The sequence below is a fragment of the Caballeronia sp. AZ1_KS37 genome (assembly GCF_023631165.1).
Classification (GTDB): domain Bacteria; phylum Pseudomonadota; class Gammaproteobacteria; order Burkholderiales; family Burkholderiaceae; genus Caballeronia; species Caballeronia zhejiangensis.
This window is the reverse complement of the sequence record NZ_JALQDP010000001.1, coordinates 617908-632423: the sequence shown is the minus strand read 5'-3', so window position 1 is coordinate 632423 and position 14516 is coordinate 617908. Positions and strand designations below refer to the sequence as shown.

General features: G+C 65.3%; 11 protein-coding genes and 1 CRISPR repeat array (1 of these 12 running past the window's edge). Of the genes, 3 read left to right on the top strand and 8 right to left on the bottom strand.

Annotation, left to right across the window (positions count from 1 at the left end):
• Window position 1: 1 nt before the first annotated feature.
• Together NCS00_RS02995 and NCS00_RS02990 are read right to left on the bottom strand one after the other, a co-directional pair.
• A complete protein-coding gene (locus tag NCS00_RS02995; RefSeq protein ID WP_034470733.1) occupies window positions 2-3166 on the bottom strand; it encodes an efflux RND transporter permease subunit in 3165 nt (1054 codons plus the stop codon).
• A 15-nt stretch (window positions 3167-3181) separates the two neighbouring features.
• On the bottom strand, window positions 3182-4441 hold the full coding sequence (locus NCS00_RS02990) for an efflux RND transporter periplasmic adaptor subunit (protein WP_034470730.1): 1260 nt from the start codon (window positions 4439-4441) through the stop codon (window positions 3182-3184).
• A 449-nt stretch (window positions 4442-4890) separates the two neighbouring features.
• Between NCS00_RS02990 and NCS00_RS02985 the strand changes: the two genes are divergently transcribed.
• On the top strand, window positions 4891-5535 hold the full coding sequence (locus tag NCS00_RS02985) for a TetR family transcriptional regulator (RefSeq protein WP_250439019.1): 645 nt from the start codon (window positions 4891-4893) through the stop codon (window positions 5533-5535).
• Window positions 5536-5545: 10 nt separating this feature from the next.
• On the opposite strand, the gene NCS00_RS02980 is transcribed toward NCS00_RS02985, so the two are convergent.
• The 6 genes from NCS00_RS02980 to NCS00_RS02955 all read right to left on the bottom strand — a co-directional run bounded on the left by NCS00_RS02980 (window position 5546) and on the right by NCS00_RS02955 (window position 11168).
• Entirely contained in the window at window positions 5546-6337 is a 792-nt protein-coding gene (locus NCS00_RS02980; RefSeq protein ID WP_008351310.1) for an SRPBCC family protein, read from the bottom strand.
• Between the two features lie 74 nt (window positions 6338-6411).
• Complete coding sequence (locus NCS00_RS02975) at window positions 6412-6789, bottom strand: DUF427 domain-containing protein (RefSeq protein WP_008351311.1); 378 nt, start codon at window positions 6787-6789, stop codon at window positions 6412-6414.
• A 143-nt stretch (window positions 6790-6932) separates the two neighbouring features.
• Window positions 6933-7427, bottom strand: a complete 495-nt coding sequence (locus tag NCS00_RS02970) for a hypothetical protein (protein ID WP_034470827.1) — start codon at window positions 7425-7427, stop codon at window positions 6933-6935.
• 138 nt (window positions 7428-7565) lie between these two features.
• Window positions 7566-9071, bottom strand: coding sequence for a DegQ family serine endoprotease (locus tag NCS00_RS02965; RefSeq protein ID WP_008351314.1), 1506 nt, complete (start codon window positions 9069-9071; stop codon window positions 7566-7568).
• 133 nt (window positions 9072-9204) lie between these two features.
• Window positions 9205-10506, bottom strand: coding sequence for an ATP-binding protein (locus NCS00_RS02960; RefSeq protein ID WP_250439016.1), 1302 nt, complete (start codon window positions 10504-10506; stop codon window positions 9205-9207).
• Window positions 10506-11168, bottom strand: coding sequence for a response regulator (locus NCS00_RS02955; protein ID WP_008351316.1), 663 nt, complete (start codon window positions 11166-11168; stop codon window positions 10506-10508). Before NCS00_RS02955 ends, NCS00_RS02960 begins: the two co-directional genes overlap by 1 nt.
• Window positions 11169-11430: 262 nt before the next feature.
• Between NCS00_RS02955 and dacB the strand changes: the two genes are divergently transcribed.
• Together dacB and NCS00_RS02945 are read left to right on the top strand one after the other, a co-directional pair.
• The gene (gene dacB / locus NCS00_RS02950) at window positions 11431-13029 is read left to right on the top strand and encodes a D-alanyl-D-alanine carboxypeptidase/D-alanyl-D-alanine endopeptidase (RefSeq protein ID WP_033536528.1); all 1599 of its coding nucleotides are present in this window, start codon (window positions 11431-11433) and stop codon (window positions 13027-13029) included.
• A 223-nt stretch (window positions 13030-13252) separates the two neighbouring features.
• The gene (locus NCS00_RS02945; RefSeq protein ID WP_008351318.1) at window positions 13253-14356 is read left to right on the top strand and encodes an SGNH/GDSL hydrolase family protein; all 1104 of its coding nucleotides are present in this window, start codon (window positions 13253-13255) and stop codon (window positions 14354-14356) included.
• A 129-nt stretch (window positions 14357-14485) separates the two neighbouring features.
• Window positions 14486-14516: a CRISPR direct-repeat array (repeat unit 28 nt); it runs 363 nt beyond the window's last position.

The following is a 14516-nucleotide window of genomic DNA, read 5'->3' as shown; positions in this document are numbered from 1 at the left end:
CTCAGTGTCCTTCCTTACCGTTCGTGCCTTCGATGTCGCCCGACGAACCCGGCGCCGGCACGTCCTTGCTCTTGCTGAACTTGCTGATAACGACGAAGAACATCGGAATCATGAAGATGGCGAGGAAGGTCGCGGTCAACATGCCGCCGATCACGCCGGTGCCGATCGCGTGCTGGCTCGCCGAGCCCGCGCCGTTACTGATCGCGAGCGGCATCACGCCGAGAATGAACGCGAGCGAGGTCATCAGGATCGGGCGCAACCGCAGGCGCGCCGCTTCCATCGCCGCTTCGACCGTCGACATGCCCTGAATCCGCAACTCGCGCGCGAATTCCACGATCAGAATCGCGTTCTTCGCCGACAGACCCACGGTCGTCAACAGGCCGACCTGGAAGAACACGTCGTTTTCCAGACCGCGCAGCGTCGCCGCGAGCAGCGCGCCGAGCACGCCGAGCGGCACGACCATGATGACCGAGAACGGAATCGACCAGCTTTCATACAGCGCCGCGAGACACAGGAACACGACGAGGATCGAGATGCCGTAGAGAATCGGCGCCTGCGAACCCGACTGGCGTTCCTGATAGGAAAGGCCCGTCCATTCGTAGCCGATGCCCGCCGGCAGCTTCGCCGCGATCGCTTCCATCGCGGTCATCGCCTGGCCGGTCGACTTGCCCGCCGCCGCCGCGCCCTGGATTTCCACCGCCGAGATGCCGTTGTAGCGTTCGAGCTTCGGCGAACCGTAGGTCCAGTTGCCCGTCGCGAAGGCGCCGAACGGCACCATCGTTCCGGCGCCATTGCGCACGTACCACTTGTTCAGGTCGTCGGGGTTCATGCGGAACGGACCATCGCCCTGCACGTAGACTTTCTTGATCCGGTTGTCGACGTCGAGGAAGTTGTTCACGTACTGCGACGCCCACGCGATCGAGAATGTCTGATCGATGTCCGATACGGCGATGCCGAGCGCGCTCGCCTTCTCGCGATCGACATTCACCTTGAACTGCGGCGTGTCGTTCAGGCCGTTCGGACGCACCTGTGCGAGCGTCGGATCCTTCGCGGCCATGCCGAGCAGCATGTTGCGCGCTTCCATCAGCTTAGCGTGGCCGAGGCCGCCGCGATCCTGCAGCTCGAAGTCGAAGCCCGCCGCCGTGCCGAGTTCCGGAATCGAAGGCGGATTGACCGGGAAGATCATCGCGTCCTTGTAAGGCGCGAAGTGCATGAACATGCGTCCGACGAGCGCCTGCACCTTCTGGTCGCTGTGCTGGCGTTCCGCGTAGTCCTTCATCCGCACGAACACGAGGCCGGAGTTCTGGCCGCGGCCCGCGAACGAGAAGCCGTTCACCGTGAAGACCGATTCGACGATCGATTTCTCGTCCTTCAGCAGATAGTCCTGCACGTCCTTCAGAACGTGCGCGGTGTACTCCTGCGTGGAGCCGGACGGCGCGTTCACGAGCACGAACATCGTGCCCTGGTCTTCATCGGGCAGGAACGACTTCGGCAGACGCAGGAACAGCATGCCCACCGCGACGATCACGACGATATAGATGATGAGCCAGCGTCCCGAGCGGCGAATGACGTGCTGCACGCCGCTGTGATACTTCTCCTGACTCTTGTTGAACGTGCGGTTGAACCAGCCGAAGAAGCCCTTCTTCTCGGGCTCGTGCCCTTCCGGATGCGGCTTCAGGATCGTCGCGCACAGCGCCGGCGTGAGAATCAGCGCGACCATGACGGACAGCACCATCGCCGCGACGATCGTCAGCGAGAACTGACGGTAGATCGCGCCGACCGAGCCGCCGGAGAAGGCCACCGGCACGAACACCGCCGACAGCACGAGCGCCACGCCGACCAGCGCGCCGGTGATCTGCCCCATCGCCTTGCGGGTCGCTTCGCGCGGCGGTAAATGCTCCTCCGACATCACCCGCTCGACGTTCTCCACGACCACGATCGCATCGTCGACGAGCAGGCCGATCGCGAGCACGAGGCCGAACATCGACAGCACGTTGATCGAGAAGCCCACCGCCGACATGATCGCGAACGTGCCGAGCAGAACGACCGGCACCGCGATCGTCGGGATGATCGTCGCCCGCAGGTTCTGCAGGAACAGATACATCACGAGGAACACGAGCACGATGCCTTCGATCAGCGTCTTGACCACTTCCTCGATCGACAGTCGCACGAACGGCGTCGTGTCATACGGATACTTCACCACCAGTCCATGCGGGAAGTATTTCGACAGATCGTCGATCTTCTGGCGGACCAGTTTCGCGGTCTGGAGCGCGTTCGCGCCCGTCGCGAGCTGGATACCGAAGCCGGCAGTCGGCTGTCCGTTGTACTTCGTATCGAAGTTGTAGTTTTCGCCGCCGAGCTCGAGCCGCGCGACATCCTTCAGCAACACGCGCGAGCCGTCCTGATTCACTTTCAGCAGGATGTTGCCGAACTGCTCGGGCGTGCGCAGCAGCGTCGCTTCCGTGATGGTCGCCTGGAGCATCTGCCCCGGCACCGCCGGCGTGCCGCCGAGCGCACCCGCCGCCACCTGCACGTTCTGGTTCGTGATCGCGTTCTTCACGTCGACAGGCGTGAGCGCGAAGTTCGTGAGCTTGGTCGCATCGAGCCAGACGCGCATCGCGTACTGCGAGCCGAACAGCGTCGTCGTACCGACGCCGTCGATACGCGAGAGCGGATCCGCCACGTTCGACGCCACGTAGTTCGCGAGGTCGTACTTGCTCATGCTGCCGTCTTCGGACACGAACGCGAGCACGAGCAGGAAGCTCGAACTCGACTTCGTGACCTTCGTGCCCAACTGCTGCACGACTTGCGGAAGCAGCGGCGTCGCGAGCTGCAGCTTGTTCTGCACCTGCACCTGCGCGATGTCCGGGTTCGTGCCCGCCGCGAACGTCAGCGTGACGGTGGCCGTGCCCGAGTCATCGGACGTCGACGACAGGTACAGCAAGTGGTCGAGGCCGGTCATCTGCTGCTCGATCACCTGCGTCACCGTGTTTTCGACGGTGCTCGCGGATGCGCCCGGATACGTCGCGCTGATCTGGATCGCGGGCGGCGCGATCGTCGGATACTGCGCGACCGGCAGCGTGAAGATCGACGCCATCCCCGCCAGCATCAGGATGATCGCGATCACCCACGCGAAGATCGGTCGATCGATAAAAAACTTTGCCATGTAACAGGCTCCCTTTTATTGCGCGCCCGATGCAGCGGAGGCGGCCGATGCGGCTTGCGGACCGCTGGCAGCGCTCGCGCCGCTGGCACTGGCCGGCGCCGATGCCGCCTGCGCATCCGATGCGCCGGCTACGGGATACGGGAATTTCGCGTCGACCGGCTTCACCTGCATGCCGGGCTTCGCCTTCTCCACGCCGTTCACGATCACGCGGTCGCCCGGGTTCAGGCCGCTGTCGACCACCCAGTTGTTGCCGAACGTGCTGCCCGTGACGAGCTGGCGCAGTTCCACCTTGTTGTCCTTGTTGACGACGAGCGCGGTCGGCGTGCCCTTCTGGTCATGCGTGACGCCGATCTGCGGCACGACGAGCGCGTGGTCGTTCGTGCCTTCCTGAATCCGCGCGCGCACGAACATGCCCGGCAGAAGCACGCGGTCCTTGTTCTGGAAGATCGCGCGCACCGTCACCGAACCGGTGCTCTGGTCGACGCTCACGTCGGAGAACTGCAGCTTGCCCTGCTCGGTGTACGTGCGGCCGTCTTCGAGCTGGAGCGTGACCTTCGCGGCGTGGATGCCTTCGGTCTGCAGACGGCCTTCCTGAATCTGACGGCGCAGGCGCAAGCCTTCGACGCTCGATTGCGTCAGATCGACGTAGATCGGATCGAGCTGCTGCACGGTCGTGAGCAGCGTCGCGGCGCTCGCCTGAACGTAGGCGCCCGGCGTGACCTGCGAGAGACCGGTGCGGCCGGTGATCGGCGAGACGACGTCGGTGTAGCCCAAGTTGATCTGCGCGGTATCGACCGATGCCTTGCCCGCGGCGACATCCGCGACGGCCTGGCCTTGCGCCGCGACGGCGTTGTCGTAATCCTGCTTCGACACGGCATTGGCCGCGACGAGGATCTTGTAGCGCGCGACGAGCGCATTCTGCGACGCGACGTTCGCCTGCGCCTTCGCGAGCGTCGCCTTGGCGTTGTTCAGCGCGGCGATGTACGGCGCCGGATCGATCTTGTAGAGACGCTGACCGGCCTTGACCTCGGAGCCTTCAGTGAACTCGCGGCGCAGCACGATGCCATCGACCCGTGCGCGCACTTGCGCGACCAGATAGGCGTTGGTGCGGCCCGGCAAATCGACGATGACCGGCACGCTCGTCGGCTGCACGGTGACGATACCCACTTCGGGCGTTTGCGGCGGAGGCGCTGATTGTTTTTGCCCGCACGCTGCCAGGAACACGGCAGCCGTCGCGGCGGTGATTAAGCGGAGTGGAACCCGTTCGACGCGCATGGAGCGACCTCTGTCTAAGACTGAGAGTGAAGTTTGGGCACGCGGCGGCCTTCCCCGGGCAACGCCGCGCACGAGCGTCCTTCGGGACGCTGTGAATACACCAACTTGTCCGGCGAGTGAGCGGCGACGCCAGCCTGCGCGTGACGCCTCATACCCGTGCGCGACGCTCGGAGGCGTCGCCCGTGGCCACAGGACGGCCAGAACGGGCAATGGAAACGCAAGCTTATGCGAAATCCGCCCGCCGGATGAATTTGTGAATATTCGTAAACGGGTGGTATTGTATATACATTCACGAATGAATGTAAAAAACCGTACGTGTTTCTCCCCATTGGCGATGAGAAGAAACCGCTCCGGGGAATCGATTACGTTCGACGAACCTTCGACAGAGTCGTCCACAGAGCGGCTTTCAAACGGCAGTAGCAGGAGCAGACGGCCACCGGCCGCAGGATATGGTCAGACGAACCAAGGAAGAAGCGCAGTTGACGCGCAACCGCGTACTCGACGCGGCCGAGCGCGTCTTCTACGAAAAAGGGGTATCGCGCACGACGCTCGCGGACATCGCGCAGGCGGCGGGCGTCACGCGCGGCGCGATCTACTGGCATTTCGCCAACAAGGGCGATCTCTTCAACGCGATGTTCGACCGCAGCCTTTTGCCGCTCGACGAACTCGTGGAATCCACGCTGGACGGCAAGGAGGAAGACCCGCTCGCGCGTTTGCATGAACTCTTCGTCTGGTGCATGCGCAACATCACGACCGACGAGCAGCGGCGCCGCGTCTTCGACATCCTCTTCATGAAATGCGAATTCGTCGAGGAAATGGGGCCGGTGCGCGAGCGGCATCGGAACAACATGCGCGACGGCATGGAGCGCATCGAGCGCGCGCTGCGCAACGCCGTCGAAAAGAAGCAGCTTCCGGCGACGCTCGACACGCGCCGCGCGATGACCATGCTCCACTGTCTCTTCACGGGCATCCTGCACCATTCGCTGATGCTGCCCGACATCGTTCATCCGGAACGCGACGCCGAAGCGCTCATCGACGCATGCTTCGACGCATTGCGCTGCAGCCCGTCGCTGCTGATGCCCGCGAGCGCCTGATTCGCGCCGTCTATTGCGAACCGATGCGCTGCGCGAAATACGCGAACAGCGCGATGCACACGAGCATCGCCGCCCACGCCCATATCGGCAGGCCGAGCGGATGCGGATCGTGGGAATGATCGCGGTCGTTGTGCACGAATCCGTGTCCGTGCAGCCGATGCCGCAGCACGCCGCTCGCGTGGGCGTCGGCGGAATGCCCGCGCATCGCGCCCGAGCGACGCGAGAACGCCGCCGACATCGCGCCCGGCCGCAAGAACACATGCCGGCGCTCGGCGCTTGCGCCTGCCGCGCGCATCGACGGCAAGCCGTGCTTCGCACGCACCACTTCGCAGAACTCGGCGAAGAAATCGTCGGCGCCTTCACGAAGCGCGTTTTCGATCTGACGCGCGGGCAAGCCGGCGAGCGGTCCCGAGACCGTCGCCCAGACGGTGTATTCGATCCACGTCGCGGCGCCGTCGTCATCGGGATTGAGCGCGACCGCGATCTGCCCGCGCAATGAGCCGACGCCTTCGCCGCGCGCCTTGAAGCTCAGCGTGCGCGCGTACGCGCCGTCGTGCGACGCGTCGCTTTCCCCTTCTTCATGCGCCGCCTGTCGCGTGCGCCCGGCGGCGTGCGCGCGAATTTCGTAGCGCGCCCGCAGCGCGCCGAGCGGCACGATCAGCGTGAGGACATACTCGCCGTTGGGCGTGCGCGTGAACGATTCGCAATTGTCGAGGCTCGCGCGCAGCAACGCGAGATCGGAGAGCGCCTCGCGGACGTGCGCGCAATCGAGCGGAACGCACAGCGCATCGGTGACTTCCATTCGAGCCTCCGGGACAAGGATCGCATGCGTTCGTTATGGCGGAGCGGATGTAAGGTGTCTGTTCGGATGCGCGCCTAGGAAGTCTCGTCGATGCGATCGACGCGCGAACCGTAGAACGCGAGATAGCCCTTGATTTTCGCGGCGGCGTCGAGCGGCGCTTCGTAGCTCCACGCGGCGTTCTCGACCGGGCCGTCTTCGGTCAGCAGATGATAGTGCGTCGCCTGGCCCTTCGTCGGGCAGTGCGTGGTGTGAATCGAGCGTTCGAGGCGCGCCATGTTCACGTCGGCGCGCGGAAAGTAGTGCACTTTCTCCGCGCCCTGCTCGACGAGCGTGAGGGATGCGTGCGTATCGGCGTAGGTCACGCCCTGATGGATCACGCGGCAGCGCCGCCCGTTCAGCGTGATCTCGATGTGATGCGCCGTTTCGTGCCCGACGTTCAGTTCCGTGCCCATCGTGCTGCCCCTCCGCGTAAGAACCGGCTTCCAAAGAAAAAGCCACGAGTCATCGAGACACCCGTGGCTTAATTATGAGACAAACTTCCGATCCTGCGTGAGCGCTTTCGACGGCCCGGGCGTTTCCCTTTCGACGCCCGCGCTTACTGAATGTTCCAGTGGAATGCCGCCTTGGCCTTGCCCGGCCCCGCGACCGTCACGGCCTGCTTTTTCTCCTGATCCTTGTACTTCGCGTAGACCGTATAGTTGCCGGGCGGCAGCTTGACGAGCATGTACGGTCCCATCGATTCCGTGGACAGCACCTCGCCGCCCTTGCCGCCGACGACGCGCACATGCACGCCCGAAAGGTAATCGGAAGTCGGCCCCGTGAAGCGCAGCGATAGCGGCCAGTGCGCCTGTTCGCGCAACAATGCGCGCGACTCGTCGAGGCCGACGCCGCCCGACGTATACGAAACGTCGCCTTGCTGCTCGATCTGCGGCAGGCCGCCGCCGTTGGTGTTGCCGGCGCTCGACAAATCGGTCGCCGTGCCGCCCGAGGCGCCGCTCGCCTGCTGCGCCCAGGCGCCGCCCGCCATGCTCGCGCTCGCCGCCGCAACGAGAAGCGCGGCCGCCAGCCTGCCCGTGGTTCTGCTCGTCATGTTTTCAGCTCCTTTTTCCGATGCCGCCGCGCTCGAAAGCGCCGGCGGCGTCACGCCCGATGCGTCGGTTTCACGCGATGGGGCACCAGGGAACCCGGGAGCATGCTTCGTGCCCGCGTCGCGGCCCGATGCGCTGCGTCAGCCGAGATCGACAGGCACGAAGATCTGCGCGTCGTCGCGCTGGATCAGGAGCGCGATGCTGTCGCCCGCGTGCTGAACCATCGACTTCAACTGTTGCACGGACGTCACCGGCTGGCCGTTGACGGCGAGAATCACGTCGCCCGGCTGAATGCCCGCGTTCGCTGCCGCGCCGCCCGCCTGCTGCACGAGCAGGCCGCGCGAGAGCGAATCGTTCTGCCTTTCTTCCGGCGTAAGCGGACGCACCGCGACGCCGAGGCGCGCATCCTGCGCCGACGATTCGTCACCGCCGCCGGTCTTCGCGCTCGCGGTCTTCGTGTCCTTCAACGCGCCGATGGTCACGCTGAGATCCTTCGCGCTCTTGTCGCGCCACACCGTGACCTTCGCGGACGTGCCCGGCGCGAGACCCGCGACCTGCGACGGCAGCGAGGTCGAATCCGTGACCGGCTCGCCGTTGAGCGCCGTGATGACGTCGCCCGGTTGCAGACCCGCCTTCGCGGCCGGCCCGCCCGGCTCGACCGAGCTCACGAGCGCGCCTTGCGGCGACTTCATGCCGAAGGAATTCGCGAGCGTCTGATTCATGCCCTGCACCGTCACGCCGAGACGGCCGCGATCGACGTGACCCGTCTTGATGAGCGCGTCCTTGACCTTGATCGCCTCATTGATCGGGATCGCGAACGAAAGGCCCTGGAAGCCGCCCGTCTGCGAATAGATCATCGAATTGATGCCGATCACTTCGCCTTGCAGATTGAAAAGCGGCCCGCCGGAGTTGCCCGGATTCACCGGCACGTCGGTCTGGATGAACGGCGTGTAGTTCTCGTTGGGCAGCGCGCGCGACTTCGCGCTGATGATGCCCGACGTCACCGTGTTGTCGAACCCGTACGGCGAGCCGATCGCGACGACCCACTGGCCGACCTTGCTGCCGTTCGGATCGCCGATCTTCACCGTCGGCAGGCTCTTCGCGTCGATCTTCAGCACGGCGACGTCCGACTGCTTGTCCGCGCCGATGACCTTCGCGCGGTATTCGCGCTTGTCCGTGAGCTTCACGGTGACGACGTTCGCGTTATCGACGACGTGCGCGTTGGTGAGGATGTAGCCGTCGCTGCTGACGATGAAGCCGGAGCCGAGGCCTTCGCTCGGACGATCCGCGCGCGGGCCGCCATCGCCGCCGCCGAAGCCGGGCATGCCGCCGAAGCGCTTGAAGAACTGATAGAAGGGATCGTCGGGGTCCATCGGCAACTGATTCTGGCCGCTGCGCGCGGACGTCTGCTTGACGACGTGCTTCGCGCTGATGTTGACGACGGCCGGGCCATACGTTTCCACGAGACCGGAGAAATCGGGGATGCCCGTCTTGGCCGCGGCTTCGGCGGGCATCATCGCGGCGGCTTGCGCGGGCGCGATGACTTGCGGTGCAGGAACGTTGTTATGACCCGCCACGTAACCCGCCGACAAGGCGACGGCAACGGCAGCCGCGACGGCGCTGCGGGTAAGAATCTTCGCTTTCATCGTGTGTGCTCCTGACGAGGGATGCGCTCTCACGGAGCGCGCTTTATCGATGGAGCAAGGTTACGGGGCGTCGCTTAAACCGCTCTTAAAAGAGGAGGAAGAGCGGCTTGCTTCGGCGCGGCGGCCACGCGCATCAGAACGTTACGGCCACCTTGAGACCGCCCGCGCTCGACTCCGCCAGCGTCACCGTCGCGCCATGCTGCTGCGCGATCCGCTTCACGATCGCGAGCCCGAGGCCGCTGCCGGACACATCCGTGCGCGCGCGATTCGCCCCTTCGCCCACGCGATAGAACCGGTCGAACACCCTTTCTCGCTCTTCTTGAGGAATGCCCGGCCCGGTATCGGAGATTTCGACGACGGGACGGCCATCGGCGAGACGAACGCACACGTCCACGCGGCCGCCGCGAGGCGTGTACTTCGTCGCGTTGTCGATGAGATTGTTGAACATCACGCGCAGCGAATCGGGATCGCCGTTCACGGTCGCCGGTTCGCTCTCCTCGATGCCGAGATCGACGCCGCGTTGCTGCGCCACCAGCACCGAGCCGCGCACGCATGATTCGAGCAGCGCGGCGAGATCGACCGATGCGAACGCCGCCTTGCCATCCGGTTCCGAGCGGGCGAGCGCCAGCAGTTGCTCCGCAAGCCGCGTCGCGCGCGCGATGCCTTCGTGCAGATCCCTGAGCGCCTCGCGACGCGTTTCGTCATCCTGCGCGCGCGCGACGAGCTGCGCCTGAATCTGCACTGCGGCGAGCGGCGTCCGAAGCTCGTGCGCGGCATCGGCGACGAAGGCCTTTTGCGTGTCGAGCGCCGCCGACAAGCGCGACAGCAGCGCATTCAGCGCACGCACGACCGGCCGCACTTCCTGCGGCAGCGGCCGATCCGGCAGCGGATCGAGCGCTTCCGGATGACGCGTGTCGAGCGCGCGCGTGACGCGTTGCAAAGGCGCGAGCCCGAGCCCGACGATCACCCAGATCGCGAGCCCGAGCAGCGGCAGCAGCAGCACGAGCGGCCACAGCGTGCGCCACGCGACGCCCGCCGCGACGCGATTTCTGATCGACAGCGGCTGCGCGAGCTGCACGACGTTATCGCCGACAATCGCGCTATACACGCGCCATTCGCCGCGCGGCGTCATCTCCGTGGAGAAGCCGAGTTCGGCATGCGGCGCGAGCGGCACGCGCGGATGCGAGAAGTACATCAGCGCGCCGTTGCGATTCCAGATCTGGATGACGACGCCTTCGTCGCTTTCGCTGCGCGAACTGAGCACCGAAGAAAACGGCTCGGACGGCAGCGCGGCCGCGATCTGCTGAAGCTGATAGTCGAAGAGTTCGTTGGCTTCGGCGAGCGCCTGCCGGTAAATGAGCCAGCCCGCGAAGCCCACGCCGACGATCACGAGCGCAAGCAGCCAGATCAGCAATTGCCGGCGGATCGACCGCATCAGGCGTCCTTCGCGACCATGTAGCCGAGGCCGCGCACGTTGCGGATGAGATCGGCGCCGAGCTTCTTGCGCAGCGAATGGATGTAGACCTCGACCGTATTGCTGCCGATTTCCTCGCCCCAGCCGTAGATCTTTTCTTCGAGCTGGCTCTTCGACAGCACTGCGCCGGGCCGCGCCATCAGCGCTTCGAGCAGCGCGAATTCGCGTGCCGACAGCGACACGGGATTGCCCGCGAGCGTCACCTGATGACCGACCGGATCGAGCGTCAGTTCACCGTGCCGAACGAGCGATTCGCCGCGCCCCGCATGACGGCGGATCAGCGCACGCATGCGCGCGCCGAGTTCGTCGAGATCGAAAGGTTTGACGAGGTAATCGTCCGCGCCGGCGTCGAGTCCTTTGACGCGATCCGCGATGGCGTCGCGCGCCGTCACGATCAGCACCGGCAGCGAGTTCGAACGCGCGCGCAGGGTCTTCAATACGTCGAGGCCGTCGCGCTTGGGCAGGCCGAGATCGAGCAGCATCAGATCGTAGGACTCGCCCGCGACCGCCGTGAGCGCGGCCTCGCCGTCCTGGACCCAGTCGACTGCGAAGCCGTCCGCGCGCAGCGCACGGCGCACGCCTTCGGCGATCATCCGGTCATCTTCGACAAGCAGGATTCGCATGGCACATGTCTGTTGATGGTTACGTGGCGCAGCCGGGGGCCGCGAGTCATTGTATCCGCGCGGGGCTTAAACGGGACTTAACGGCGCCGATCGTCCAGCATCGGAGGACAACCGCATGCCGCACCCGAAGCGCGTCGTGCAATGATTTTTTACCCGTACGATTTCCGCAAGCCAGCTTGTCTACAATAGCCGCTTCCTCGCGGCGCGACCCCGCCCGGCCACGCGCCGCCGCTCGTCATCCAGCCAAGAACAACGCTCGTCCATGCCGCCCGTTTTCCGTTCCTTCTCTCGCCGACTGTCTTCGTACGCTCTCGCCGCAGCGTTCGCCTGCGCGGCCCTCGGCCATATGCCGGATGCCGATGCGCGCGGCGGCGGCTCGAAGGCCGATGCGCAAGGTCACGCGCCGCAGCGCGCGGCCATCGGCGGGGCGAAGTCGAAGCGCGCGAAAGCCGAGCGCGCGGCGAAAGCGGTCGTGCCGGCCGGCCCGCTGCCCGCATCGGTGATGACGGCGCTCGCGCACGCGCATGTGCCGCTGTCGTCGATGAGCGTCGTCGTGCAGCGTGTCGGCGCGCCGCTGCCGCTCGTCTCGGTGAACGCGAACGAGCCGATGCTGCCCGCATCGACGATGAAGCTCGTCACGACCTTCTCGGGCCTTTCGATGCTCGGCCCGGACTATCGCTGGAAGACGACCGCGTACGCCGACGGCCAGCTCGATGCGCAAGGCGTGCTGCACGGCAATCTGTACATTCAGGGTACGGGCGATCCGAAGCTCGTGCCGGAAGAGCTGATCGATCTCGTCGATCAGATTCGCAAGAACGGCATCACGGGCATCGACGGCGCGCTCGTGCTCGACAAGCGCTACTTCGACGCGTCGACGCGCGATCTGCCCGCGTTCGACAACGACGACAGCGCGCCCTACAACGTCGGCCCCGATCCGCTGCTTTACGCGTTCAAATCGCTGTCCTTCACGCTGACGCCCAACGCCGACGGACAAGTATCCATCGACGTATTGCCGCAACTCGCGCAACTTCAGATCGACAACGAACTGCGCGTGACGCGCGGCGCGTGCGTCGGCTCGCTTTCGGCGGCGTCGCCGAGCGTCGCGCAGACGCAGGGCGGCTTCGTGCAGGCGTCGTTCGTCGGCGACTATCCGCTGCGTTGCGGCTCGCGCACGATCAACGTCGCGGCGCTCGATCATTCGACCTTCTTCGCGGGCGGTTTCCTCGCGCTCTGGAAGCAGGCGGGCGGCACGTTCGCAGGCACGACGCGCGAAGGCCCGACGCCGTCGAATGCGCGCCTCGTCGGCACGCATCGCAGTCCGGTGCTGTCGGATGTCGTGCGCGACATCAACAAGTTCAGCAACAACGTGATGGCGCGCAACCTGTTCCTGACGATCGGCGCGGCGCAACTGAAGCCCCCCGCGACGACGGCGAAATCGGCGACGGCGATCCAGGCGTTCCTGAAACGCAGCGCCCTGCCGATGAACGGTCTCGTGCTCGACAACGGCTCCGGCCTTTCGCGCGACGAGCATATTTCCGCGATCTCGCTCGCCGATCTGCTGATGGCCGCGAACGCGAGTCCGGTCGCGCAGGTGTTCGTCGAATCGCTGCCGATCGCGGGCGTCGACGGCACCATGCGCAACCGTCTAACGAACGCGGGCGCGCTCGGCAATGCGCACATCAAGACCGGCACGCTGCGCGACGTGCGCGCGATCGCGGGCTATGTCGGCGCGGCGAACGGCGAGAGCTATGTGGTCGTGAGTTTCATCAACGATCCGCGCGCCGAGGCCGCGCGCGCCGCGCACGATGCGCTGCTCGAATGGGTCTACGAAGGCGCGCGTCGGCCGGGCGTGGCGGATTGAGCGGGCACGGGCGTCTGCAAACACCGAAGATTTCTTCTACGAAGTCGCGTTCGGAAAGACGCGCGCCGCGTGTACGCTGTCGGGCACGGCGCTCGGCCGTAAGCTGCGCGCGCGCCAGGATGGCGCGCGGCATCGCTTAAACTCGCAGCTAGCGGCATGAAGACCGCGACACGGTCTGACGCCGTAATCGAACTAGAAAACAGGTAAGAAGGGAGACGAGGTCATGAAGAAGCAACGCTCGACGCGCGCCGCACTGGTGCGCTTTGCCCAAGTCGCGACGGCCAGCGCGGCCTTCGCCCTGATCGCCGCGTGCGGCGGCGGCGGCGATGACAACAATTCGACGCCCGCGGGCGGCGTGAAGCTGCAAGTGGTGTCGTTCGGCGACAGCCTTTCCGATGTCGGCACGTATGCGCCGGTCGCGGCCGCGAACTTCGGCGGCGGACGGTTCACGACGAATCCGGGTCAGGTGTGGGTGCAGAACGTCGCGCAGTATTACGGCGATACGTTGACGCCGGCGATGACGGGGGGGTTTGGGGTTGCGCCGACGAATCAGTCGGGACTCGGCTATGCGCAAGGCGGCGCGCGCGTGACGAATCCCATGGGCATCGGTCACGCTACGGATCCGAACAGCTACGCGGGCGCGTTGACCGTGCCGGTCGCGACGCAAGTGCAGAACTACCTTGCGGCGCACGGCAGTTTCAACGCGAATCAGCTCGTCATCGTGAATGGCGGCGCGAACGACGTCCTTTACAACTTGCAGTTGGTTAAGGCCGGCGCGATCTCGCAGGCCGATGCATCCACTGCGATCATCACGGCGGCCAAGCAACTCGGCGGAATCGTCGCGACGATCCTGCAGCACGGCGCGACGCATGTGCTGGTATCGAACGTGCCGGATATCGGCACGACGCCGCAGGGCACGATGAGCGACGCGGTCACGCGCGCCGGTCTTTCGAGCGCTTCGATCGGGTTCAATACTGCGCTCGATCAGACGTTGCAGGCGCTCAACATCAAGTCGAAGGTCATCTACCTCGATACGCCGCCGAAGCTGGCGCAGATCACCGCGAACTATCAGCAGTTAGGCTTCACGGTGTCGAATACGGGCACCGCGTGCAACCTGAAGGCGATGGCCGCGGCCGCGCAGAAGTACGGCGAGCCGAATCCGCAGGATTTCGCGACGTCGCTGTTCTGCTCGCCGGAAACGTTGACGGTCGCGGGCGCGGATCAGACGTACATGTACGCCGATACCGTGCATCCGACGACGCATCTGCATGCGCTGTACGCGCAGGCCGCCGAGCAGACGATTGCGGCGACGGGGTTGGGGAAGTAAGGGTTGGGGTTTTAGGATGGAAAAACCGCTCGGGCGAGGGATCGCCCGAGCGGTTTTTTTTGTTGCGGTGAGAAAGGCTCCGCGGGGCGGAGGAACTCGTCGATACGGTCCAGTTTGACGTTCTAGTACGGTCTATCTCCGCGCACGCGGAGGAATCCCC

Excerpts from the sequence above, each read along its gene's own strand:
- dacB (WP_033536528.1), top strand. The coding sequence starts at position 11,431 with ATGCCGCCCGTTTTCCGTTCCTTCTCTCGCCGACTGTCTTCGTACGCT.
- NCS00_RS02970 (WP_034470827.1), bottom strand. The coding sequence starts at position 7,427 with ATGACGAGCAGAACCACGGGCAGGCTGGCGGCCGCGCTTCTCGTTGCG.
- NCS00_RS02945 (WP_008351318.1), top strand. The coding sequence starts at position 13,253 with ATGAAGAAGCAACGCTCGACGCGCGCCGCACTGGTGCGCTTTGCCCAA.
- NCS00_RS02975 (WP_008351311.1), bottom strand. The coding sequence starts at position 6,789 with ATGGGCACGGAACTGAACGTCGGGCACGAAACGGCGCATCACATCGAG.
- NCS00_RS02995 (WP_034470733.1), bottom strand. The coding sequence starts at position 3,166 with ATGGCAAAGTTTTTTATCGATCGACCGATCTTCGCGTGGGTGATCGCG.
- NCS00_RS02980 (WP_008351310.1), bottom strand. The coding sequence starts at position 6,337 with ATGGAAGTCACCGATGCGCTGTGCGTTCCGCTCGATTGCGCGCACGTC.
- NCS00_RS02955 (WP_008351316.1), bottom strand. The coding sequence starts at position 11,168 with ATGCGAATCCTGCTTGTCGAAGATGACCGGATGATCGCCGAAGGCGTG.
- NCS00_RS02985 (WP_250439019.1), top strand. The coding sequence starts at position 4,891 with ATGGTCAGACGAACCAAGGAAGAAGCGCAGTTGACGCGCAACCGCGTA.
- NCS00_RS02965 (WP_008351314.1), bottom strand. The coding sequence starts at position 9,071 with ATGAAAGCGAAGATTCTTACCCGCAGCGCCGTCGCGGCTGCCGTTGCC.
- NCS00_RS02990 (WP_034470730.1), bottom strand. The coding sequence starts at position 4,441 with ATGCGCGTCGAACGGGTTCCACTCCGCTTAATCACCGCCGCGACGGCT.
- NCS00_RS02960 (WP_250439016.1), bottom strand. The coding sequence starts at position 10,506 with ATGCGGTCGATCCGCCGGCAATTGCTGATCTGGCTGCTTGCGCTCGTG.